The following is a 21,369-nucleotide window of genomic DNA, read 5'->3' as shown; positions in this document are numbered from 1 at the left end:
TAATTGATATGGAAGAAAAGAAAGAAAAGGAGATTCTGGATGTTTCTGCTTTAACAGGTAAGCAAAAGGCCGCTATTTTGTTGGTTTCAATAGGTTCTGAAATCTCTTCTAAAGTGTTTAAGTATCTTTCTCAAGAAGAGATAGAGTCTTTGACATTTGAGATAGCAAAGCTTGAGACAATTACTTCTGAGCTTAAAGATAATGTTCTTTTAGAGTTTAAAGAATTAATGATGGCTCAAGAATTTATTCAAAAGGGTGGAATTGATTACGCAAGAGAGCTTCTTGAAAAATCTCTTGGAACTCAAAAAGCAGTTGATATCATTAATAATTTAGGTTCTGCTTTACAGTCTAGACCTTTTGAATTTGTAAGAAGAGCAGATCCTGCAAATATTTTAAACTTTATTCAACAAGAGCATCCCCAAACAATTGCTTTAATCCTTTCATATCTTGACCCCCAAAAGGCCTCTTTTATTCTCTCTAGTTTGCCCACAGAGGTACAGACCAATGTTGCAAGAAGAATTGCATTGATGGATAGAACTTCTCCTGAAGTTGTAAGAGAGGTTGAGAGAGTTCTTGAAAAAAAACTAGCTTCTCTTTCTTCAGAAGATTATACATCAGCAGGAGGAGTTGACAATGTTGTTGAAATAATTAATATGGCTGATAGAAAGACGGAAAAGTTTATTATTGAATCTCTTGAAGAAGAAGATCCAGAGCTTGCAGAAGAGATTAAGAAGAAGATGTTTGTATTTGAGGACATAGTTTTGCTTGATGACAGATCTATACAAAGGGTTTTAAGAGAAATAGATGGTCAAGAGTTGGCAAAAGCATTAAAATCTGTAGATATTCCTGTCCAAGAAAAAATTTTCAAAAACATGTCAAAAAGAGCAGCTTCAATGCTTAAGGAGGACATGGAATTTTTGGGACCTACTAGGCGAAAAGATGTTGAGGAATCGCAGCAAAAAATTGTTTCTCTTATTAGAAAATTAGAAGAACAGGGAGAAATAGTTATTTCAAGGGGTGGTGAAGAAGATGTGCTTGTCTGATAAAGGAGTTTTGTTTGCCTAAGGTTTTATATAAATCATCAGAAGTTGATAATTTAGTAAAGTTTGAGTTTGTTGAGATAGCAAAGCCTGTTTTTGAATCTTTGGAAATCAAGGAGAAGGAAGGCAAGGTTTATGACATAGACAGTCAAATCACCAATCTTAAAGAAGAGTTGCAACTTTTAAGAGATGAAAAATTACGACTTGAGGAAGAGCTTGCTAAAAGGCAAGAGCTTGCCAAAGAGGAGGTTCAAATTGAATCTAAGCGACTTATTGAAGAGGCTAAGGCAAAGGCCAATGAAGTATTAGAGGTCGCCAAGCAAGAAGCAGATCTTCTGCAAAGAGAAGCTATTTATAAGAAAGAATCTATTAATGCTGAATCTAATGCTGAGATTGAAAGATTAGCAAGAGAGTATGAGGAAAAATTAAAAACAGATCTTGAGATGGCAACAGCTAAAGGAAGAGAAGAAGGATACAGAAAAGGTTATGAAAGTGGTTTTGAAGATTTTGACAAGGTTATGAAAAAATTGCATTCTATAATGGCATCTCTGATCGCTGAAAGGAAAGGTATTCTTGAATCTTCGAGTGCTCAGATAGTAAGTCTTGTTATGCAAATTGCAATTAAGGTTATTAAGAGGATTACAGATTCTCAAAAAGATATTGTCTTGGAAAATGTTAATGAAGTTTTAAAAAGGGTAAAAGATAAAACACAGATTACCATCCGCGTAAATCTTGACGATTTAGATATTGTTAGACATAAAAAGAATGATTTTATTTCTAGATTTGATGTTATAGAAAATTTAGAGATTATAGAAGATCCCAACATAGGCAAAGGTGGTTGTATAATTGAAACTAATTTTGGAGAGATTGATGCGCGCATTTCTTCTCAACTTGATAAAATAGAGGAAAAGTTTAAAAATTTTTCGTTATTAAGTTAAGTATCTAAAGGAATTTTAGTGAGCAATTTTTTTGAAAATTATTTAAGACAAGTAGATAATATTGAAACTGTTTCTTTTGTTGGCAGGGTACAAAAAATAAAAGGTCTTTTAGTTGAAAGTTTGGGGCCTCAGTGTGCTATTGGGGATTTATGTTTAATTGATCAAAGAAATGATAAAAAGGTATGTGCTGAGGTTTTGGGATTTAATGGTCCTTATGTTAGCCTTATGGCTTATGAAGGATTTAGCGGGATTGAAGTTGGAAATAAAGTCTATTCTTTAAACAAAGGGCTAGAAATAAATCTTAGTGATGAGCTTTTAGGAAGAGTTATTGATTCTCTTGGCAGACCCATTGATAATAAAGGGTCATTTTTGAACAGTAGCTATAAAGAGTTAATTTTTGAAAAAATTAATCCAATTAATAGAAGTATTTTTGAAGAGCAAATATTAACAGGGGTTAAAGTTCTTGATGGGTTTTTGCCAGTCGCAAAAGGGCAAAGAGTTGGTATTTTCTCTGGTTCTGGAGTTGGTAAATCTACTTTGCTTGGCATGATTGCAAAAAATTCAAATGCAGATGTAAACGTTATTGCTTTTATTGGGGAAAGAGGTCGAGAGCTTAATGAGTTTATTGAATATGAACTTGGTGAAGAGCGTTTAAAAAAAAGCGTTTTAGTTGTTTCAACTTCTGATGAATCGCCCATATCAAGGTATAAGGGAGCTTATGTTGCTACTATGATAGCAGAATACTTTAGAGAGCAAGGCAAAGATGTGGTTTTGCTTTTTGATTCTATTACTAGGTTTGCAAATGCTAAAAGAGAGATGTCTCTTTCTTTAGGAGAGCCCCCAGTAGCTAAGGGTTATCCGCCTTCTGTTTTTGTTGAAATTCCAATTTTGCTTGAGAGATCAGGTTTTAATGGCAATGGGGGAAGTGTTACCGGGTTTTATACTGTTCTTGTTGAGGGAGATGATTTTACAGAACCTGTAGCTGATAATATTAAGGCTGTTTTGGATGGTCACATTATTTTAGACAGAGATTTGTTTGACAGAGGGATTTATCCTTCAATAAATGTTTTAAGTTCAACTTCAAGATCTATTCATAGAATAATGAGTTTAGAAAAACAAAAATTAATTTTGAAAGCTAGAAATTTATTGTCTATTTATAAAGATTATGAAGATCTTATTAGAACAGGAATTTATCTTAAAGGATCTAATAAGGATGTTGATTTTGCAATTTCCAAGTATCCTAAGATTATTGATTTTATTTCTCAAGGAATAAATGAAACATTTAATTTTGAAAATTTAGAAGATGAAATAAAGGAAATATTATCTTGAATGACTTAAACTTTAGAAGACAAAAGCTTAATAAAATATTGACGATTAGATCTTACTTTCGAAAGCTAAGCGAGAGAGACTTAATGAATATAAATAAGGAAATTTCAAAAATAAATCAGTTTTCAGATGGAATTCCTAATCTTTTAAAAAATCTGAACAACTTTAATGATCTTTACATAAGAGGTTATATAGACTGTTTAAATTATAAAAAAAACCAAAATTTTAAAATTCTTGAAGAACTGAGAAAGCATTATAACGAGTGTTATGATATTTACGTGGATAAATATAGGCAAGAAAAAAAGATTAAGATATTAATAAAAATTTTAAATAATTCTATAATTAAAAATAGAGAAAAAAAGGAAAGTTTATTGCTAGATGAACATGTAAATTATAAAGTTTGTCAAAATTTAAGGACTGAAAGTGAATAATTTTTTATCGTTCTTTTTTAGGGTATTTTTTTTGTTATTTATAATTGTTGTGTTATTTTGCTTTGTATTATTCTTTATTGATTTTCTTGGGATGTATAATACTAAGAGATATTTCCCTGAATTTGTAAGAACTAAGTTTTTAGGAGAAACTTCTCTGGTTTTTGATCATAATTCTAATATAATTCTTGATGAAGCTAGACTTGTGAAGGAAAGGGAAGCTATTGATATTAAGAATCAGCAGATTGAAAAGCTTAAAGAAGACTTAAAGTTAAAAGAAGACAGCTTAAATAAGCTTGAATTTGAGCTTAAACAAAAGCAGAAAGATTTAGATTTAAAACAAAAGGTAATAGATGACATTATAAATAAATATAATGATGAGGAAGCAAATATTTTGCAAACAGCTGTATATTTAATGAATATGCCACCAGAAGATGCTGTTAAGCGGCTTGAGGATTTAAATCCTGAGCTTGCAATATCTTATATGCGAAAAATTGAAGAGCTTTCCAAAAAAGAGGGTCGTTTATCAATTGTTCCTTATTGGTTGTCTCTTATGGATTCTAAAAAAGCTGCTATATTGATTAGAAAAATGTCTGTTAGTTCGTTGGAGTAGTGTTGTATGAGTAATTTATTAAATTTAGGTAAAGCTTATGGTAACAAATTAAATTTATTGAATACAATTAAAGGGTTAAATTTAAATGTTTCTAAAATGGAATCTAGAGAAAATTCGAACTCTTTTTTAAATGTCTTGTCTTTTGAATCTAAAAAATTAGCTAAAGCAAAATTTATGATATTTGATTTTTTAAATTTTTTTAAGGACAATGGACTTATTGCTAAAAATTTAAAAAAATCACCTTTAGATAAATCCCTTTTTTTAAAAAAACTTGAAAATGAGGCTTTTGTTTCCGATTTGAAATCTTTAATTGCCAGAATGAGTGCTTTTGTAGATTTTGAAGGTTTGAATAGCATTAAAGAAAACTTATCATCTAATTTTGATTTTCTTGGCAAAGAAAAATTTTTTGAAACAATTGAAAAACTTTGTTTATCTTTTAATGATTTGAGTTCTTTTTTGGGATTTGATTTTTTAACTGCTTTGATTGATGATTATCATAATCAGATAAGCTTAAATGATAAAAAGGAAGAAAAGAATGTCATTAACATTGATGTGAAAAATTTCAAAAAGAATAATGGTGATCATAATGATTTTGCTTTTTCAAAGTTTGGCTTGAATGCAATTGATGGTCAAAATTTTGTTGATAGATATAAAGTTAAAGAAATATCAAACGATTCTTTAAAGGGCTTTGTTGAAGAATTTGCTAATTATAATATAAAAAACGCTAAAGAATTTGAGGGTTTTGATTTTGTCAGCAGCTTAAAGCCTGAGTGGAATATTAAGATTAATAAAAATATTGTTGATAAAGCTAAAGTTGTGTTAAAATCGAATAATACAGGAGAGATTAAGTTGGTTTTAAAGCCCAAAGAGCTTGGTAGTATACGAATTAATTTAAACCTTGATTCGAATAATAATTTATTGGGAAAGATTGTAGTGGATAATCAAAATGTTAAAATGCTTTTCGACCAAAATATGCATTCATTAAATAAAATGCTTGGTGAGAGTGGTTTTAATGCCAGCTTAAATCTTTTTCTTGCGGGTGAGAATTTAAATTCTTTTTCTAAAGATTTTAAAGATGGCCCTAAGGATCAAAATTTTCATTTTGGTTATAATAAATTTTTTCAAATTGAAGAAGAAGTTGAATTTTCTTACGATGTAGATAAAAATGTTAATTTAATTGTTTAGAGGGTGGAGTTAAATGAATAAAATGAACGGTGTTGAAAGTGTTTCTAATTTAAATATTAGTAGTAAAATTAAAAAAAAAACAGATTTTAATGTTGAGAATATATCTAATAAGGTTAATCTTGGTAAGGATGATTTTTTGAAGTTGCTCATTACTCAACTTAGGTATCAAGACCCTACAAATCCAATGAAGGATAAAGAATTTGTTGCTCAAATGGCTCAATTTTCAGCTCTTGAGCAAATGACTAATATGAGCAAATCATTTGAAAAACTTTCATCTTCTTTGGGAATAAGAAAAGATTTGGATTTATTAGGTAAAGTAATTAAGTTTCAGCATGGTGATGGGGAGATTGTTGAAGGTCGTGTTACAAACATTAAGACAGGCGCAATACCTCAAGTTATGGTTAATGGTAATTATTATGTATATAAAAACATATTATCGGTAGGTTTGGAGGAGTAATTATATGATGAGGTCTTTATATTCTGGTGTTTCTGGGCTTCAGAACCATCAAACAAGAATGGATGTTGTTGGTAACAATATTGCTAATGTAAATACAATTGGCTTTAAAAAGGGAAGAGTGAATTTTCAAGATATGATATCGCAGTCTATTTCTGGGGCTTCTCGCCCTACTGATTCTCGTGGTGGGACTAATCCCAAGCAAGTTGGATTAGGTATGAATGTTGCCTCAATTGACACTATTCACACTCAAGGAGCTTTTCAAAGCACCCAAAAAGCATCTGATCTTGGGGTTAGTGGCAATGGATTTTTTATTTTAAAAGAAGGTAAAAATTTGTTTTATACAAGAGCTGGGGCCTTTGATGTGGACTCTGATCGACATCTTGTAAATCCTGCAAATGGAATGCGAATTCAAGGCTGGATGGCAAGAGATTTAGAAGGTGAAAAAGTTATCAATACAGCGGCTGATATTGAGGATTTGATTATTCCGATTGGAGATAAAGAGGGAGCAAAGTCTACCAAAAACGTTACTTTTGCTTGTAATCTTGATAAAAGATTGCCTTTAATTCAAGAAGGTGCAAGTCCTGCAGATATTGCACGTGGAACTTGGGTTGTCAATAAGTCATTGTATGATAGTTTTGGAAATGTTAGCACTCTTGAACTTAGGGTTGTAAAAGATTTAAATACGCCTAATTTATGGAATGCAACGGTGTTCATAAATGGCGAACAAAATTCAAATTTTACACTTGGGTTTGACAATGAAGGAGCACTGGCGTCTTTAAATGGCCAACCAGGCCAAAAAGGAGATATTTTTCAAATTCCTATAACATTTAATGTTTTGGGCGCAAATGTAGGTGAAGTTGGTGAGCAGCAAACTGTAAATTTGAAATTAGGAACAGTTGGAAGTTATACCGATTCAATCACTCAGTTTGCTGATTCTAGTAGTACAAAGGCTATTATTCAAGATGGATATGGCATGGGATATATGGAAAATTATGAAATTGATCAAAATGGTGTTATAGTTGGCATTTATTCAAATGGTATAAGACGAGATCTTGGCAAAATTGCTCTTGCTTCTTTTATGAATCCCGGAGGACTTGCGAAATCAGGCGATACTAATTTTGTAGAAACAAGTAATTCAGGTCAAGTTAGAATAGGCGAAACTGGACTTGCTGGGCTTGGCGATATTAGATCTGGTGTTTTAGAAATGGCCAATGTTGATCTTGCAGAGCAGTTTACAGATATGATAGTGACCCAAAGAGGATTTCAAGCAAACGCTAAAACCATTACTACTTCTGATCAATTGTTGCAAGAACTTGTAAGATTAAAAAATTAATCTAAGATTGTTTTTTAGCATATGATTTTTGTAACTAAGCTTAATGGTGATGGATATTATTTAAATCCTTATCATATTGAAAGTATTGAAGCTAATCCTGATACTACAATTCTTCTTATGAACGGTAAGAAGTTAATTGTGAAAGAAAAAGTTGAAGAGGTGGTCAATAGGATTAAGTTGTATAGGAAAGAAGTTGCTTCTTTTGAAAAAATTTTAGGAGAAGGAAATGGGGGCGTTGAATTATGAATTTAGCTAGTATAATTGGGTGGGGAGTTGGATTTGGAGCTATTTTAATTTCTATGGCATTTACCCCCACAGGACTTGGTGTTTTTTGGGATTTAAGCTCTGTTTTTATCACTGTTGTTGGATCTTTTTCTGCTCTTATGGCTTCTTCAGAGGTTATTGCTGTAAAAAAAATTCCAACGTATTTGGGATTTTTCTTTAGAAGAAATTCATATGCTAAGATTTCCATTATAAAAATATTAGTAGAGCTTTCAGAAAAGGCCAGAAAAGAAGGTCTTTTATCTCTTGATGATGAGCTTGAACAAATAAATGATCCATTTTTTAAGTCAGGAATGAGGCTTGTTGTTGATGGTGCAGATCCTGAGGTAATTAGAACTATGCTTTATTTAGAGCTTGATCAAATGCAAGAAAGGCATAAGGTTGGATCAGATCTTTTTAAAACTTGGGCAAAGCTTGCTCCAGCTTTTGGTATGACGGGTACTCTTATTGGGCTTGTAGCTCTTCTTGGCAATCTAGAAGATAAGTCTGCGCTTGGTTCTTCTATGGCTGTTGCTCTTATTACAACTCTTTATGGAACTATAATGGCAAATTTAATGTTTATTCCTGTTCAACTTAAGTTGGAAAAAATCGATTCTGAGGAAGCTGCAGTAAAGACAATGATAATTGAGGGTGTTTTATCAATTCAATCTGGAGATAATCCTAGAATTTTAGAGCAAAAATTAATGACGTTTTTGACTCCTAAAGATCGAAGTCAGCTTAGTAGTAGCATTGGGGGTGAATAATGGCTTTGCGAATTAAAAAACCCTCAAAATGTGATGATGGTGCTCCAGATTATATGTTGACTTATGGAGACATGGTTACTTTACTGCTTGTATTTTTTGTTACAATGTTTTCATTAAATGATATTATTTTTCAAGAAAATGTGATAAGGATAATGTCTGCTTCTTTCACGGGTGCGGGATTTTTCAAGGGTGGTAAAACTTTAGATTTTAGTAAATTATCTTATTTGAGTAATAGTTTTATGTCTTTACCTTCTACTGTGCGCAATAAACAAGCATCTCAGACTGCTAAAAATAAATCTATGATTGAATTTATTGAGAAGATTCAGTCTAAAAATATTGTGGTTAGACAAGAAGAAAGAGGTATTGTGATATCTCTGGCAGCAGATGCATTTTTTGATTCTGCTAGTGCAGATGTTAAACTTGAAGAGAATAGAGATTCTATTCAAAAAATAGCATCTTTTATTGGCGTTTTAAGTTCTAGAGGCTATAATTTTAAAATAGAAGGGCATACAGACAATATTGATACTGATGTAAATGGACCTTGGAAAAGCAATTGGGAGCTTTCGGCTGCTAGATCTGTTAATATGCTAGAACATATTTTAAACTATTTAGATCAATCTGATGTTAAAAGCATTGAAAATAAGTTTGAAGTATCTGGTTTTGGCGGAAGCAGGCCTATTGCAACAGACGATACTCCTGAGGGCAGAGCTTATAATAGAAGAATTGATATATTAATTACTACGGATGCATCTTTAAGTTTTCCCAAGGAAATTAAGCAGTAAGTAATTCTTTTAAACTGTGAAGAAGAAATTAATAGGAGGAATTTTATTATGCCTAATAAAGACGATGAAAATTTAGATATGGGAGATTCCAATATTGGTAGAAAAGGCGGTTTATTGCCCGATATTATAATAAAAATCTTGCAAATACTTGCAATAGGAATATTTACTGTTGCAATAATGATAATTGTTTCTTATTTTGTTTCTAAAATGGTTGTAAGCCAAAGTGGGGCTCCTAGCGATTTTCCAGTTTTTTCTAATGAATACCTAGGAAAGCCACCTATGCTTATATGGTATGAAAGTATAGATGAGATTAGAGGCAATACTTTAGATGTTCCTCCAAAAACTTTTGTTGTAAAGCTTGCTTTAGGGTATGCAGAGAATAATGTTAATATTCTCAATGAGCTTGGAAGGCAAAAAGTGCGCTTAAAAGATATTATTAGAGAATATTTTAGCCAAAGAACTGGGCAAGAAATAAAGAATGAAAGTCAAATAAAAGCAGAAATTAAGGCAAGAATTAATAGTATTCTTAGAAATGGAGAAATTAAAGAAATAGCATTAACCCAAATTGATATTTTTGATATGTAATAAATTTAAAGGAATTTTAAATTTAAAGGAATTTTAAATGGCAAATAATCCAGGAGCTTTGTCTCAAGATGATATAGATAGTCTTTTAGAGTCTATCAACTCGTCTGAAAGTTTATCCTTAGACGAATCCCTTTCTAATGTCATATCTAGTCCTACAGGCAAAAAGCAAAAAGTTAAGGTTTATGACTTTAAAAGGCCAGATAAATTTTCAAAAGAGCAGGTTAGAACAGTTTCAAGTTTTCATGAGGCATTTGCCAGATATACTACAACCTCACTTTCTGCTCTTTTGAGAAAAATGGTTCATGTTCATGTAGCTTCAGTTGACCAATTAACCTATGAAGAGTTTATTAGGTCAATACCCAATCCTACAACTTTAGCAATAATAAATATGGACCCCCTTAAAGGGTCTGCTATTTTTGAAGTTGATCCAACCATAGCATTTGCTATAGTAGATAGGCTTTTTGGGGGAGATGGAGACACGATTAAAGATAAAAGTAGAGATTTAACAGAAATTGAGCAGTCTGTCATGGAAAGTGTTATTATTCGTATACTTGCCAATATGAGAGAGGCTTGGTCTCAGGTGGTTGATTTAAGACCAAGATTTGGGCATATTGAGGTCAATCCACAGTTTGCTCAAATAGTTCCTCCTACAGAAATGATTATTTTAGTAACTCTTGAGGTTAAAATAGGAAAAGTAGAAGGGCTTATGAATTTTTGCTTACCTTATATTACTATAGAACCTATTGTTTCAAAATTATCAACAAGATATTGGCATTCTTTGATTGGGGTTGGAACTACCAGTGAGAATCTTGATGCTTTGCGTGAGAAGTTAGAAAATACAGCAATGCCTTTGATAGCAGAAATAGGAGAAGTTAAACTTAAAGTAAGAGAAATTTTATCGCTTGACAAAGGCGATGTTTTAAATCTTGAATCTTCTCTAATAAATAAAGATTTAACTTTAAAAGTTGGTACTAAAGAAAAGTTTAAATGTAGAATGGGGTTAATGGGAAATAAAGTTTCAGTGCAAATTACAGAAAAAATTGGAGATATAAAGGGTTTTGATTTATTAAAAGAGCTTACAGAAGAGGTTGAGTGATAGTTATTTTATTTATTTAAACTTAAATTATTAAGAGGTTGAAATTATGAGCGTAGATGAAAAAAGCGATAATGGAGAAAAACCAGAAATAAAAGGGGTTAAGCTTCCTGATTTAATTGATACTTTGCCAGAAGGAGTTGATCCTAGTAATTTTGGGCTTTTAATGGATGTTTCTATGCAGCTTACTGTAGAGCTTGGAAGAACAGAGCGCAAAATAAAAGACATACTTGGCATGTCTGAGGGCACGATTATTACTCTTGATAAACTTGCCGGTGAGCCTGTGGATATTTTAGTAAACGGTAAAATAGTTGCCAGGGGCGAAGTAGTTGTAATTGATGAAAATTTTGGAGTTAGAATTACTGAGATAATTAAAACTAAAAATGAATAATAAATTTTTAGTTTTTTTAGCGTTTTTTAATTTTTTTACATATGCTAATTCACAAGAGCAGCTAAATTCAGCATCTGCTGGCTTGGAAAATGAATCTAGTTTACCAATCTTTGAAGATGATAAGGTAAATTTTGCTAACAATGGTAGCGCTCAGGCAGTTTCTCTTTTTAATATTTCGGATTTGGTTAAAATAGTTTTATTTTTACTTATTGCTTTTTTTATCTTTTTCTTATTAAAGAAGTTGATTTTTTATTCAAAAAAAAGCAAATATGAACAAAATTCTAATTTAATTAAGGAGCTTGTTTTTTACGAGATAGATGTTAAAAACTCAATAAGAATCATAAACATATTAGACAATGTTTACATATTGTTAGTTTCTAGCAATTCCTCTACTTTGCTTAAAGAGATTAAATCTGAAGAAGAGCTTGAGGATTTGAAACTTAGGCTTAGCAAAATTAATAATTCCGCTAAGAAAGATTCTTTTCAATCAATCTTTAAGAAAATGTTACTCAAAAAAGAAGAGATTCCTTTTTCTGGGAGTGATTATGTTAAACTTGAGAAGAAAATTGAGATTTCACTTAAGGATAAACAAGATAGATTAAAAAAATTTTAGAGGGTTTATTTTGAGAAAGTGTTTTAATTTTTTTTTATTTTTTAGTGCAACAAGCTTATCTTTTGCTCAAACAAAATCTTTGCAGGCTACTAATGGGCTTAATTTTCCGTTTTTAAATTTTGACAATATTGGTGGCTCAGAAATAGCTTTTTCTTTGCAGATTTTAATTCTATTAACCATTATTACCCTTTCTCCAGCGTTTTTAGTTTTAATGACTTCGTTTTTGCGAATATCCATAGTTTTGGATTTTATTAGGCGTGCTTTATCTCTTCAACAATCTCCTCCTACTCAGATAGTAATGGGATTGGCTTTATTTTTAACCATTTTTACTATGTGGCCAACTTTTAATTCTATATATGAACAAGCTTATTTGCCTCTTAAAGAGTCAAAAATAAATTTTGATGAGTTTTATAACAAAGGAATTACCCCTCTTAGAATTTTTATGTATAAGCAGATGTCTGATGGGCGTCATGAAGAGATTAGATTATTTATGAGTATGAGTAATTATAATCGACCAAAAAATTTTAGCGAAGTGCCAACACATGTTTTAATTGCAGCTTTTATTTTGCATGAGCTTAAAGTAGCTTTCAAGATGGGAATTTTGATATTTTTACCTTTTATAGTTTTAGATATTATTGTTGCGTCTGTTTTAATGGCTATGGGTATGATAATGTTGCCCCCCGTAATGATATCTTTGCCCTTTAAGCTTATTCTTTTTGTAATGGTAGATGGCTGGACTTTAATTACTAGTGGTCTTATTAAAAGTTTTATGTAAGGTTATATATGACTGCAGGACACATTCTTTATTTAATTAGAATTTCTATTGAAAACATTATTATTTTATCAGCTCCAATGTTGATTATAGCTCTTATAGTTGGTCTTTTGATTTCAATTTTTCAAGCTATTACTTCAATTCAAGATCAAACTTTAAGTTTTATTCCAAAGATTATTGTTATACTTTTAACTATTGTGATTTTTGGTCCTTGGATTTTGAATAAACTTATGCAGTTTACTTATATGATTTTTAGTCAATTGCAAAATGTTTAATTTATGCTTAATTGTACTATTGGGATAAAGTTTTGAATTTGAGTTTTTTGGTTTTAAAATCTTTTACAATTTTACCTGTGATGGTTAGAATTTTTATGTTTTTAAAATTTTCTCCATTGTTTTCAACAATAAAAATTGGATATTTTAATTTTTTCTTTTCTTTGATACTCTCTGTAATTGTTGTTGAAAAGATTCAAATTATTTATCCTTTAGACAATATGCTTTCTTTTACGTTGATTTTATTAGGAGAAGCTATTTTAGGCCTTATTCAAGCATTTTTTGTTAATATAATTTTTAATGTTTTTCATTTAGTTGGATTTTTCTTTTCTAATCAAATTGGGCTTGCTTATGCAAATATTTTTGATGTTTTTTCAGAAGAAGAAAGCATGATTATTTCACAAATTTTTGTTTATATGTTTTTGCTTTTATTCTTGTCAAGCGATTTTTTACTTAGGTTTTTTGTGATTGGCATACATGATTCTGTTTTAAATATTAGGGTTGAACATTTGGTTAATATGAAAAATTCAGAATTTATTAAGCTTTTGCTTATATCTTTTGGATTTCTTTTTGAAAAAGCGTTATTAATTTCGTTTCCAATATTGTCTTTGCTTTTGCTTTTTTATCTGGTATTGGGGATACTTTCAAAGTCATCGCCTCAAATTAATTTATTAATAATTAGTTTTTCAACCTCGCTATTTTTAGGGTTATTAATTTTGTATATTGGATTTCCAAGCTTAGTAATATCTGCAAAAAGAGTTATTGAACTTTCCCTAGATTCTCTTGCTAGTTTTTTAAAATTGTTTTCTAGAGTTTTAAAATAATGACAAAAGATGAATTTTTGATTAAAAGTTGGTATATTCCTCTTGATTTTTTTTCTGCAGATGATGAGGGAAGAACCGAATTACCTACTGATCAGAAAAAGCAAAAAGCAAGAGAAGAAGGACGGGTATTAAAGTCTACTGAAATTAATACTGCCGTTAGCCTTTTGTTGTTATTTGCATTGTTTTTTTTCATGCTTTCGTATTTTGCTTTAGATTTAATAGCTGTTTTTAAAGAGCAGGCCAGCAAGCTTCCTGAAGTTATGCGTATGAGTATTCATGCTATGGGTTTTGCATATATTAGATCTATCCTGGGCTATGTTGTTTTGTTTTTTTTTGCATCCTTAGCCGTTAATTTTTTTGTCAATATTATTCAAGTAGGTTTTTTTATTACTTTTAAATCTTTAGAACCAAAGTGGGATAGAATTAGTTTTAATTTTTCCAGGTGGGCAAAAAATTCTTTTTTTTCATCAGGGGCTTTTTTCAATTTGTTTAAAAGTTTGTTAAAAGTTGTTATAATATGCTTAATATATTATTTTATTATAGAAAACAATATAGGCAAAATTTCTAAACTTTCGGAGTATACGCTCCAATCTGGGATTTCTATTGTGTTGGTGCTTGCCTATAAGATATGTTTTTTCTCAGTAATGTTTTTGGCAATTGTGGGGGTGTTTGATTATTTGTTTCAAAGGTCTCAGTACATTGAGAGTTTGAAAATGACAAAAGAAGAGGTAAAGCAGGAACGAAAGGAAATGGAAGGTGATCCTTTACTTCGATCTAGGATAAAAGAGAGAATGAGGGTTATTTTAAATACCAATTTAAGAGTAGCTATTCCTCAAGCAGATGTAGTAATTACAAATCCAGAACATTTTGCAGTTGCTATTAAGTGGGATAGCGAAACAATGTTAGCTCCAAGGGTGCTTGCAAAAGGTCAAGATGAAATAGCTCTCACAATTAAAAAAATTGCAAGAGAAAATAATGTTCCTTTAATGGAAAATAAGCTACTTGCAAGAGCGCTTTATGCTAATGTTAAGGTTAATGAAGAGATTCCAAGAGAATATTGGGAGATTGTTTCAAAAATTCTTGTGAGAGTATATTCTATTACTAAAAAGTTTAATTAGAGGTTCTATTGTTGGATGCTAGAAAAAATTCTATATTAGGGTATTTGAGGCTTGATAATAAGTCTGATTTAATAATTTCGATCGGCTTGATATTTGTTGTTGCTGGATTTATTTTGCCTCTTCCCGCAGTTATTTTGGATGTTTTGATTACGATTAATTTAGTAATAAGTCTTTTAATTATTTTAATTGTTCTTTATTCTAAGAGATCTCTGGATTTCTCTGTTTTTCCCACATTGCTGCTTGTGATGACTATTTTTGGACTCGTTCTTAATATTTCTTCTACTAGGTTAATTTTAACTAAAGGTATAAATTTTGATGGGCAAATGATAAGAACATTTGGGACATTTGTTGTGGGTAGTTCTGGAATTCAAGGACTTGTTATTGGATTTATAATATTTATAATAATTATTGCTGTTCAATTTATTGTAATTACCAAAGGAGCAACAAGGGTAGCTGAAGTTGCAGCTCGGTTTGCGCTTGATGCACTTCCTGGCAAGCAAATGGCCATTGATTCTGCCTACAGTTCTGGAAATTTGACAGAAGAAGAGGCTACAAGGCAAAAAAACGATTTACAATCAGAAGTAAATTTTTATGGGGCAATGGATGGAGCTTCTAAATTTGTATCAGGAAACGTTAAGGTTGGATTTTTAATAACCCTTATAAATATTCTTGGTGGTTTATTGGTGGGAATAACTTTGCAAGGTCTTAACTTTAGCGAAGCTCTTAATAATTATGTTTCATTAACAGTTGGTGATGGGCTTGTGTCTCAATTGCCGGCTCTTTTAATTTCAACAGCTACAGGCTTGATTGTTACCAGATCGATTTCAAAAAATAGTTTTGGTGGCGAGATTTTTGAGCAATTCACAAATCATTTAGGAATTTATTGGATTGTTTCTGGGTTTTTGTTTTTTTTAGCTTTTCTTCCTGGATTTCCAACCCCAATTCTTATTTTTTTAAGTTTGTTAATTGCATTTTTAGCGTATTCTCTGTCAGGAATAAGACAAAAAGAAGAAATAGAAAAAAAAATGAAACTCGAAGAAGAACAAGCGTCAATTTATTCAGATAAAGATGTTGCCCCTGTTGTTCCGCTTGATCCATTGGCTCTTGAGATTGGATATAATCTTGTTCCAATAGTTGATGATACAAAAACTTCTGAACTTCTTGATCGTATTGTTAAGATAAGGCGTGAGATTGCATTTGAATTTGGCATAGTTGTGCCTAAGATTAGAATAGTTGATAATATGCGGCTTGAGCCCAACGCTTATTCTTTTAAACTAAGAGGGGTTGAGGTTGGGCGAGGCGAGATTAAGCTTGGAAAATTTTTGGTGATAAATGTTGGAATTGATTCTGGAATAGATGGAGATCTTGTTAAGGATCCTTCATTTGGACTTCCTTCTCTTTGGGTAAGTGATGATGGGCGAGAAACTGCTGAAAAATTAGGATATACTGTTGTAGATCCTCCTTCGATTATTGCTACTCATATGACAGAGCTTATTAAAAGACATTCTTACGAAATTTTGACTCGTCAAGATGTTCAAAATACCCTTGATGTTTTTAAAAAGGATTATGGGGCTATTGTTGAAGAGGTTATTAAGAATTTTTCAGTTGGTGAGATTCAAAGAGTTTTACAAGGTCTTTTAAAAGAGCAGGTTTCAATTCGCAATTTGGTTACAATTTTTGAAACAATTGCAGATTTCACAAGTATTACCAAGGACATATTTTTCTTGATTGAAAAATGTAGGCAATCAATTGGAAGGCAAATAGTTAGTGGATATTTAGATTTAAATTCTGAGCTTAATGTAATAACTTTAAATCCCGGTTTTGAGCAAATAATAATTGATTCTCGTGTAGAATCTAATCACGATCTTATAAGTTCAATTGATCCTAATTTAAAAACCAAATTTATTTATGAACTTTTCAAAATTGTAAACGAAGTTCAAGCAGAAGGATTTTATCCAGTTGTTCTCTCAAGCGAATCGTCAAGACCTATAATAAAAGTGATAACAAGTAGAGAGATTCCAGATCTTGTTGTTATGTCTGTTTTAGAGGTTCCCCAAAATATTAAAGTTAATGTTCTTAAAACAGTAGAGGTTGAAGAATAATATATGGTTCAGTATTTTACAGAAAAAGGTCCAACTTATAATGAAGTCATAGAGATAATTAAGAAAAAATATGGTAAGAATGCTAGGGTTATGACTTATAAAACCGTTCCTCATGGGGGAATTTTAGGTTTATTTAGCAAAGATTGGGTTGAAGTTTCAGGCTATGTTAGATATGACATTGGTAATCAACAGATTAATGTTGAAGATGAAAAGCGAAAAATTCTTCAAAGCATTAAAAGAGAAGAAAATTCTTCAATTGAAGATGTGCTTAAAGAAGTTAAGTCTCTTAAAACAGAACTTGCTCATAAAAAAGAAAATATTAATCATCCAACAATTACAAAAATTGAAGACATTTTAAGAGAAAATGATTTTTCTGAAAATTATATTAAAGACATTAATGAGTTTATTAAGAGAGAATTTAGTTTGTCAGATCTTGATGATTATGAGAGGGTTAGAGAGGATGTTGTTTTGTATATTGCAAAGACAATTAAATGTTCAGGATCTATTATTGATAATCTTAAGAAAAGGGTTTTTATTTTAGTTGGTCCAACAGGTGTTGGAAAAACTACTACAATTGCAAAACTTGCAGCAATTTATGGTATTAATGGAGAATCTAAGAGTTTAAATATTAAAATTATTACTATTGATAATTATCGTATTGGAGCTAAAAAACAAATTCAAACTTATGGTGATATTATGGGTATTCCGGTTAGAGCAATTGAGTCTTTTAAAGATTTAAAAGATGAAATTACTGATTCAAAGGATTTCGATCTTATACTTGTTGATACAATTGGTAAAAGTCCTAAAGATTTTATGAAGCTTGCTGAAATGAAGGAACTTCTTAATGCTTGCGGAAGAGATGCCGAATTTCATTTGGCTGTAAGTTCTACTACAAAAACATCAGATGTTAAAGAAATATTTCACCAATTTTCCCCTTTTAATTATAAAACTGTGATTTTTACCAAAGTGGATGAAACCACTTGTGTTGGAAATTTGATAAGTTTGATTTATGAAATGAAGAAAGTAGTTTCTTATGTTACGGATGGGCAAATTGTTCCTCATAATATCAGTGTTGCAGAACCACTTACTTTTATTAGAAGAATAAATGGCTACAGAATAAGCGATGACTCAGAGTTTATTAAGAAGATAAAAAGTAAATCTTATTATTAAGGAAAGTTATAATGGAAGATCAAGCTCAAAGTTTAAGAGATATGATGAGATTAAACGGTAAATTTAATTTTTCAGTTGATGAGAAAGTTCAAAACAGTAAAACAAGATTTATTGCTGTTAGTAGTGGCAAAGGTGGTGTTGGTAAAAGTAATATTGCAATTGGACTTGCTCTTAAATATTCTGAGCTTGGTAAAAAGGTATTAATACTTGATGCTGATATTGGAATGGCTAATGTTAATATTTTGCTTGGAGTTATTCCCAAGTATAGTATATATCATATGATTGCTCAAAGTCGTGATATCAGAGAAGTAATAACAAAGACCGAGTACAATATTGATCTTTTAGCCGGTGCTTCTGGTACAATGGAGCTTTTAGATCTCTCTGATGTTGATGTTAATAAATTTATAAAAGAATTATTAAAAATATATGAATATGATATAGTTGTAATAGATACTAGTGCTGGAATTTCAAGGCAAGTTATTTCGTTTTTGCTTTCTAGTGACGATGTTGTTATTGTTACTACTCCAGAACCTACTTCTATTACCGATGCTTATGGAATAATAAAGGTTTTGTCTTATAAGATGGAGAATTTAAAAAATTTAAGGCTTATTGTTAATAGAGTAGCTAATGTTAGTGAGGCTAAGGGAGTTGCTAAAAAGGTTATAGATATTTCGGGGCAATTTTTAAATTTAAATATTGATTATTTGGGTCATATTTATGAGGATCAAAACATTAGAAGTTCTGTTTTTAAGCAAAAGCCTTTTGTTTTGGTAAATCCAAATAGCAAAGCTAGCTATTGTCTTGATTCTATTGTTGCCACCCTTGAGGAGGTTTCTCTAGATAACAGAAAAAGAAGAGGGGTTATAGGTTTTATATTAAGATTTTTTGGTGTGGAATAAGACATTATGTTTGTAAGCAGGGAATTAAAGTATATTTTATTAGCTAGTGTGTCAGCACTGTTTATTTCAGCGGTTTTAGGTTTGTTTTGTGGCTTATCATTTTTTACAATCTTAATTAGATCTTTTTTACAGTTTGTATTTTTTTTTATTATTGGACTTTTAATTGAGTTTATCTATAAGAAATATTTATCCAATCTTTTTTCAACGGAATTGTCGGGTGATATGGAAAATAAGCTTAAAGATGATAAGAAAAGTGACAAGGATTTTAAAGAGAATCTTAATTTTCAAAATAAAAATTCTCTTTATGATAAGTCTCAAAATAACAGTGGTAGTGTTGATTTTATAGAAGAGGTTAAAAAGTATAAATTTGATACTGAAGACATGAGTAGGGGGAGTGACAAAAATAAAAAAATTTCATTTATTGAAGATAATGATCCTAAAGTTGTTGCGGATGCTATTAAAACTTTAATGAGCAAGAAGGAATAGATATGGATGACAGGGCTATAAATTTTTCTGAACTTTGTGATAAGATGCGATCTTATTTAGAAAGAGAAAATCATGTTGATTTGATGGAAATAGAAGCAGATACCCTTGAAGAAGCCTTAAATAGTGCTTCTTTGGAGCTCTCGGTGCCTTATAAAGAATTAGACTATGAGATTTTGTCGAAAGGTAGTGGTGGTATATTGGGATATGGGAAGAAAAAATGGAAAATAGTTGCCTATAGGAATTCTTCTAGCAAGCCCAAAGTGTCTCTTGATTCAAAAAATGATTCGGGCAAAGAAGAGGTGATTTCATCAGATGGTGAATTTTTTATCAGGAAATCTTCAAAAGGTGTATTTCTAAAGGTTATCTCTCCAAAGGGACAAGGAATTTCTATTAATTGTCAAGATGTTATTTCTAAATTAGAATTACATAGCAATATTGAAAATTTTAATAAAGACATTGTGAAGGGTATAGTTGAGAATGCTAGTGGATATTATGAAAAAATTGCTGATTTTGAATCTGATCCTTCTGAAAATGTTACAATGATGGTTCAAATATCAGAAAATTCAATGTCAGTTACCATTGAATTTACTGCGCCTGGAATTAATGGGGCTGAAATTTTTGCGCAAGATATTTTTAATATTCTTAGAAAATATGGAGTAATAGATATTGCAATACTTAAGGATAAAGTAGCAAAATTTGTGGATTATCCTGTTTATGGCGAGCCTGTTGAACTTGCAAAAGGGTTAGAGCCAGTAAAAGGCAAGGATTCTTATATTGATTTTATTGTTGATGAAAATAATAGGCTTGGTGAGTATGAGGTTTCAAGCATAGGATTTAGAAATGTTATTGAAGGCGAGGAGTTAGCCAGAATTATTCCTTTTGGCAAAGGTGTAGATGGTTATACCGTTTTTGGCAAAGTGTTAAAATCAGATAGTGGACAGGATATTAATTTTATTTTGGGTGAGAATACTTTTAAAGATGGCTACAAAATTCGGGCAAAATGTAATGGGTATATGTCTGTTTCAGATGGTGTAATATCTGTTCATAATATTTATTTAGTCAAAGGTGATGTTGGGCCTGCTACTGGGGATATAGTAAATAATGGGATGGTTCTTGTGCAAGGCAATGTTTTGGACGGATACAATATTATGGCCAAAAGTGGAATAGAGGTGAAAGGATTGGTGGGCCGGTGCAATTTAAAAACGGATGGGTCTATTATTTTTCATAGTGGTGTGAATGGTAAGGGTGATTCTAAAATTTATGCTCGAGGTAATGTTAGGGCTAAGTTTTTAGAAAATGTTACTTTAAATTGTGGCGGGGAAGTTGAAGTTTTAAGGGGTATTGTGAATTCTTCAGTTTCTTCTAAAAAGAGAGTTCTTTGTATCGGTAAAAAATCAAAAATAGTTGGTTCTAATGTTTATGCCAAAGAAGAGGTTAGGGCTTATTCTATAGGTTCTGATAGAAGTTGTGAAACTTGCATTGATGTTGGCTATGATCCTGAAATTAAAGATTTATTAACTAGGTTTACTAGTCATCTTGAAAAGATTGAAAAGCGATTAGAAGTTTTAACTAAAGATATTGTTGCTTTAAAAAAGAATATTGTGCTTATTACAGATAAGGCAGAAAAATCCTTAAAGATTGATAGTTACAATGAATTTGTTAATGAGAGTAAAATTCTTAGAATGGAAATAAAAATGATAGAGGCTAAGCGAATTGATTTGCAAAATGAGCTTGAAAATACTAAGATAGAAGGTAAAGTTTCTGTTGAAAATATAGCTTGTTTAGGTGTTAAACTTTATATTAAAAATGCTTTTTATGAGCTTTCAAAAGATTACAACAATGTTACTTTTGTCGAGGATGATAATTATATTAAAGTTATGACCTATATTCCTTTTAAGGCTAGGTGAATGATCTTTA

The 21,369-nt window shown here is 31.0% G+C and carries 24 protein-coding genes; all 24 read left to right on the top strand.

Annotated features, from left to right (window positions below; translation table 11 throughout):
- Positions 1-8: 8 nt before the first annotated feature.
- Genes fliG through QIA46_RS01320 form a run of 24 tightly spaced genes read left to right on the top strand, consistent with a single transcriptional unit; the run spans position 9 to position 21,359 of the window.
- Positions 9-1,043 carry a flagellar motor switch protein FliG gene (gene fliG, locus QIA46_RS01435; RefSeq protein ID WP_002556889.1) on the top strand — a complete coding sequence of 345 codons (1,035 nt, stop codon included), beginning with the start codon at positions 9-11 and terminating at the stop codon, positions 1,041-1,043.
- A gap of 14 nt (positions 1,044-1,057) precedes the next feature.
- Positions 1,058-1,978, top strand: coding sequence for a flagellar assembly protein FliH (fliH, locus tag QIA46_RS01430; protein WP_317260136.1), 921 nt, complete (start codon positions 1,058-1,060; stop codon positions 1,976-1,978).
- A gap of 18 nt (positions 1,979-1,996) precedes the next feature.
- Positions 1,997-3,307 (top strand): flagellar protein export ATPase FliI, encoded by a 1,311-nt coding sequence (gene fliI / locus QIA46_RS01425; protein WP_317268180.1) that lies wholly within the window; start codon positions 1,997-1,999, stop codon positions 3,305-3,307.
- The gene (locus QIA46_RS01420) at positions 3,304-3,735 is read left to right on the top strand and encodes a flagellar protein FlbA (protein WP_317268179.1); all 432 of its coding nucleotides are present in this window, start codon (positions 3,304-3,306) and stop codon (positions 3,733-3,735) included. Before fliI ends, QIA46_RS01420 begins: the two co-directional genes overlap by 4 nt.
- On the top strand, positions 3,728-4,345 hold the full coding sequence (locus QIA46_RS01415) for a periplasmic-type flagellar collar protein FlbB (protein ID WP_317268178.1): 618 nt from the start codon (positions 3,728-3,730) through the stop codon (positions 4,343-4,345). The genes QIA46_RS01420 and QIA46_RS01415 overlap by 8 nt, the downstream gene beginning before the upstream one ends.
- A gap of 6 nt (positions 4,346-4,351) precedes the next feature.
- Positions 4,352-5,530, top strand: coding sequence for a flagellar hook-length control protein FliK (locus QIA46_RS01410; protein ID WP_317268177.1), 1,179 nt, complete (start codon positions 4,352-4,354; stop codon positions 5,528-5,530).
- 13 nt (positions 5,531-5,543) lie between these two features.
- On the top strand, positions 5,544-5,987 hold the full coding sequence (flgD, locus tag QIA46_RS01405) for a flagellar hook assembly protein FlgD (protein ID WP_301341452.1): 444 nt from the start codon (positions 5,544-5,546) through the stop codon (positions 5,985-5,987).
- Positions 5,988-5,991: 4 nt separating this feature from the next.
- Positions 5,992-7,320 carry a flagellar hook protein FlgE gene (gene flgE / locus QIA46_RS01400; protein WP_317268176.1) on the top strand — a complete coding sequence of 443 codons (1,329 nt, stop codon included), beginning with the start codon at positions 5,992-5,994 and terminating at the stop codon, positions 7,318-7,320.
- Between the two features lie 21 nt (positions 7,321-7,341).
- Entirely contained in the window at positions 7,342-7,566 is a 225-nt protein-coding gene (locus tag QIA46_RS01395; RefSeq protein WP_014023527.1) for a flagellar FlbD family protein, read from the top strand.
- Positions 7,563-8,345 (top strand): motility protein A, encoded by a 783-nt coding sequence (locus QIA46_RS01390; RefSeq protein WP_014023526.1) that lies wholly within the window; start codon positions 7,563-7,565, stop codon positions 8,343-8,345. The genes QIA46_RS01395 and QIA46_RS01390 overlap by 4 nt, the downstream gene beginning before the upstream one ends.
- Positions 8,345-9,127 carry a flagellar motor protein MotB gene (gene motB, locus QIA46_RS01385; protein ID WP_044054945.1) on the top strand — a complete coding sequence of 261 codons (783 nt, stop codon included), beginning with the start codon at positions 8,345-8,347 and terminating at the stop codon, positions 9,125-9,127. The genes QIA46_RS01390 and motB overlap by 1 nt, the downstream gene beginning before the upstream one ends.
- A 48-nt stretch (positions 9,128-9,175) precedes the next feature.
- Positions 9,176-9,712, top strand: a complete 537-nt coding sequence (fliL, locus tag QIA46_RS01380) for a flagellar basal body-associated protein FliL (protein WP_014023524.1) — start codon at positions 9,176-9,178, stop codon at positions 9,710-9,712.
- Positions 9,713-9,749: 37 nt separating this feature from the next.
- Positions 9,750-10,808, top strand: coding sequence for a flagellar motor switch protein FliM (gene fliM / locus QIA46_RS01375; protein WP_004791557.1), 1,059 nt, complete (start codon positions 9,750-9,752; stop codon positions 10,806-10,808).
- A 46-nt stretch (positions 10,809-10,854) separates the two neighbouring features.
- On the top strand, positions 10,855-11,196 hold the full coding sequence (fliN, locus tag QIA46_RS01370) for a flagellar motor switch protein FliN (RefSeq protein ID WP_014023523.1): 342 nt from the start codon (positions 10,855-10,857) through the stop codon (positions 11,194-11,196).
- Entirely contained in the window at positions 11,189-11,809 is a 621-nt protein-coding gene (locus QIA46_RS01365) for a flagella biosynthesis regulatory protein FliZ (protein ID WP_317268175.1), read from the top strand. The genes fliN and QIA46_RS01365 overlap by 8 nt, the downstream gene beginning before the upstream one ends.
- Before the next feature lie 10 nt (positions 11,810-11,819).
- Positions 11,820-12,584, top strand: coding sequence for a flagellar type III secretion system pore protein FliP (gene fliP, locus QIA46_RS01360; RefSeq protein ID WP_301341447.1), 765 nt, complete (start codon positions 11,820-11,822; stop codon positions 12,582-12,584).
- 8 nt (positions 12,585-12,592) lie between these two features.
- On the top strand, positions 12,593-12,856 hold the full coding sequence (gene fliQ / locus QIA46_RS01355; RefSeq protein WP_002556873.1) for a flagellar biosynthesis protein FliQ: 264 nt from the start codon (positions 12,593-12,595) through the stop codon (positions 12,854-12,856).
- Positions 12,857-12,888: 32 nt separating this feature from the next.
- Positions 12,889-13,677: a flagellar biosynthetic protein FliR gene (fliR, locus tag QIA46_RS01350; protein WP_317268174.1), complete on the top strand. Its 789-nt coding sequence runs from the start codon at positions 12,889-12,891 to the stop codon at positions 13,675-13,677.
- Positions 13,677-14,795 (top strand): flagellar biosynthesis protein FlhB, encoded by a 1,119-nt coding sequence (gene flhB, locus QIA46_RS01345; protein ID WP_317268173.1) that lies wholly within the window; start codon positions 13,677-13,679, stop codon positions 14,793-14,795. The genes fliR and flhB overlap by 1 nt, the downstream gene beginning before the upstream one ends.
- Before the next feature lie 8 nt (positions 14,796-14,803).
- Complete coding sequence (flhA, locus tag QIA46_RS01340) at positions 14,804-16,897, top strand: flagellar biosynthesis protein FlhA (RefSeq protein WP_317268172.1); 2,094 nt, start codon at positions 14,804-14,806, stop codon at positions 16,895-16,897.
- A 3-nt stretch (positions 16,898-16,900) separates the two neighbouring features.
- Positions 16,901-18,067, top strand: a complete 1,167-nt coding sequence (flhF, locus tag QIA46_RS01335) for a flagellar biosynthesis protein FlhF (protein ID WP_014023517.1) — start codon at positions 16,901-16,903, stop codon at positions 18,065-18,067.
- An 11-nt stretch (positions 18,068-18,078) separates the two neighbouring features.
- A complete protein-coding gene (locus tag QIA46_RS01330; protein ID WP_002556868.1) occupies positions 18,079-18,966 on the top strand; it encodes a MinD/ParA family protein in 888 nt (295 codons plus the stop codon).
- Positions 18,967-18,972: 6 nt separating this feature from the next.
- Positions 18,973-19,452: a hypothetical protein gene (locus tag QIA46_RS01325; RefSeq protein ID WP_317268171.1), complete on the top strand. Its 480-nt coding sequence runs from the start codon at positions 18,973-18,975 to the stop codon at positions 19,450-19,452.
- Positions 19,453-19,454: 2 nt separating this feature from the next.
- Entirely contained in the window at positions 19,455-21,359 is a 1,905-nt protein-coding gene (locus QIA46_RS01320) for a FapA family protein (RefSeq protein WP_317268170.1), read from the top strand.
- Positions 21,360-21,369 lie beyond the last annotated feature (10 nt).

The organism is Borreliella carolinensis (assembly GCF_032595855.2).
Taxonomy (GTDB): domain Bacteria; phylum Spirochaetota; class Spirochaetia; order Borreliales; family Borreliaceae; genus Borreliella; species Borreliella carolinensis.
This window is presented reverse-complemented; position numbering and strand designations above follow the sequence as displayed.

Excerpts from the sequence above, each read along its gene's own strand:
- fliG (WP_002556889.1), top strand. The coding sequence starts at position 9 with ATGGAAGAAAAGAAAGAAAAGGAGATTCTGGATGTTTCTGCTTTAACA.
- QIA46_RS01320 (WP_317268170.1), top strand. The coding sequence starts at position 19,455 with ATGGATGACAGGGCTATAAATTTTTCTGAACTTTGTGATAAGATGCGA.
- fliM (WP_004791557.1), top strand. The coding sequence starts at position 9,750 with ATGGCAAATAATCCAGGAGCTTTGTCTCAAGATGATATAGATAGTCTT.
- flhB (WP_317268173.1), top strand. The coding sequence starts at position 13,677 with ATGACAAAAGATGAATTTTTGATTAAAAGTTGGTATATTCCTCTTGAT.
- flhF (WP_014023517.1), top strand. The coding sequence starts at position 16,901 with ATGGTTCAGTATTTTACAGAAAAAGGTCCAACTTATAATGAAGTCATA.
- fliQ (WP_002556873.1), top strand. The coding sequence starts at position 12,593 with ATGACTGCAGGACACATTCTTTATTTAATTAGAATTTCTATTGAAAAC.
- QIA46_RS01365 (WP_317268175.1), top strand. The coding sequence starts at position 11,189 with ATGAATAATAAATTTTTAGTTTTTTTAGCGTTTTTTAATTTTTTTACA.
- flgD (WP_301341452.1), top strand. The coding sequence starts at position 5,544 with ATGAATAAAATGAACGGTGTTGAAAGTGTTTCTAATTTAAATATTAGT.
- QIA46_RS01325 (WP_317268171.1), top strand. The coding sequence starts at position 18,973 with ATGTTTGTAAGCAGGGAATTAAAGTATATTTTATTAGCTAGTGTGTCA.
- QIA46_RS01410 (WP_317268177.1), top strand. The coding sequence starts at position 4,352 with ATGAGTAATTTATTAAATTTAGGTAAAGCTTATGGTAACAAATTAAAT.
- fliL (WP_014023524.1), top strand. The coding sequence starts at position 9,176 with ATGCCTAATAAAGACGATGAAAATTTAGATATGGGAGATTCCAATATT.
- motB (WP_044054945.1), top strand. The coding sequence starts at position 8,345 with ATGGCTTTGCGAATTAAAAAACCCTCAAAATGTGATGATGGTGCTCCA.
- QIA46_RS01395 (WP_014023527.1), top strand. The coding sequence starts at position 7,342 with ATGATTTTTGTAACTAAGCTTAATGGTGATGGATATTATTTAAATCCT.
- flgE (WP_317268176.1), top strand. The coding sequence starts at position 5,992 with ATGATGAGGTCTTTATATTCTGGTGTTTCTGGGCTTCAGAACCATCAA.
- QIA46_RS01330 (WP_002556868.1), top strand. The coding sequence starts at position 18,079 with ATGGAAGATCAAGCTCAAAGTTTAAGAGATATGATGAGATTAAACGGT.
- fliN (WP_014023523.1), top strand. The coding sequence starts at position 10,855 with ATGAGCGTAGATGAAAAAAGCGATAATGGAGAAAAACCAGAAATAAAA.
- QIA46_RS01390 (WP_014023526.1), top strand. The coding sequence starts at position 7,563 with ATGAATTTAGCTAGTATAATTGGGTGGGGAGTTGGATTTGGAGCTATT.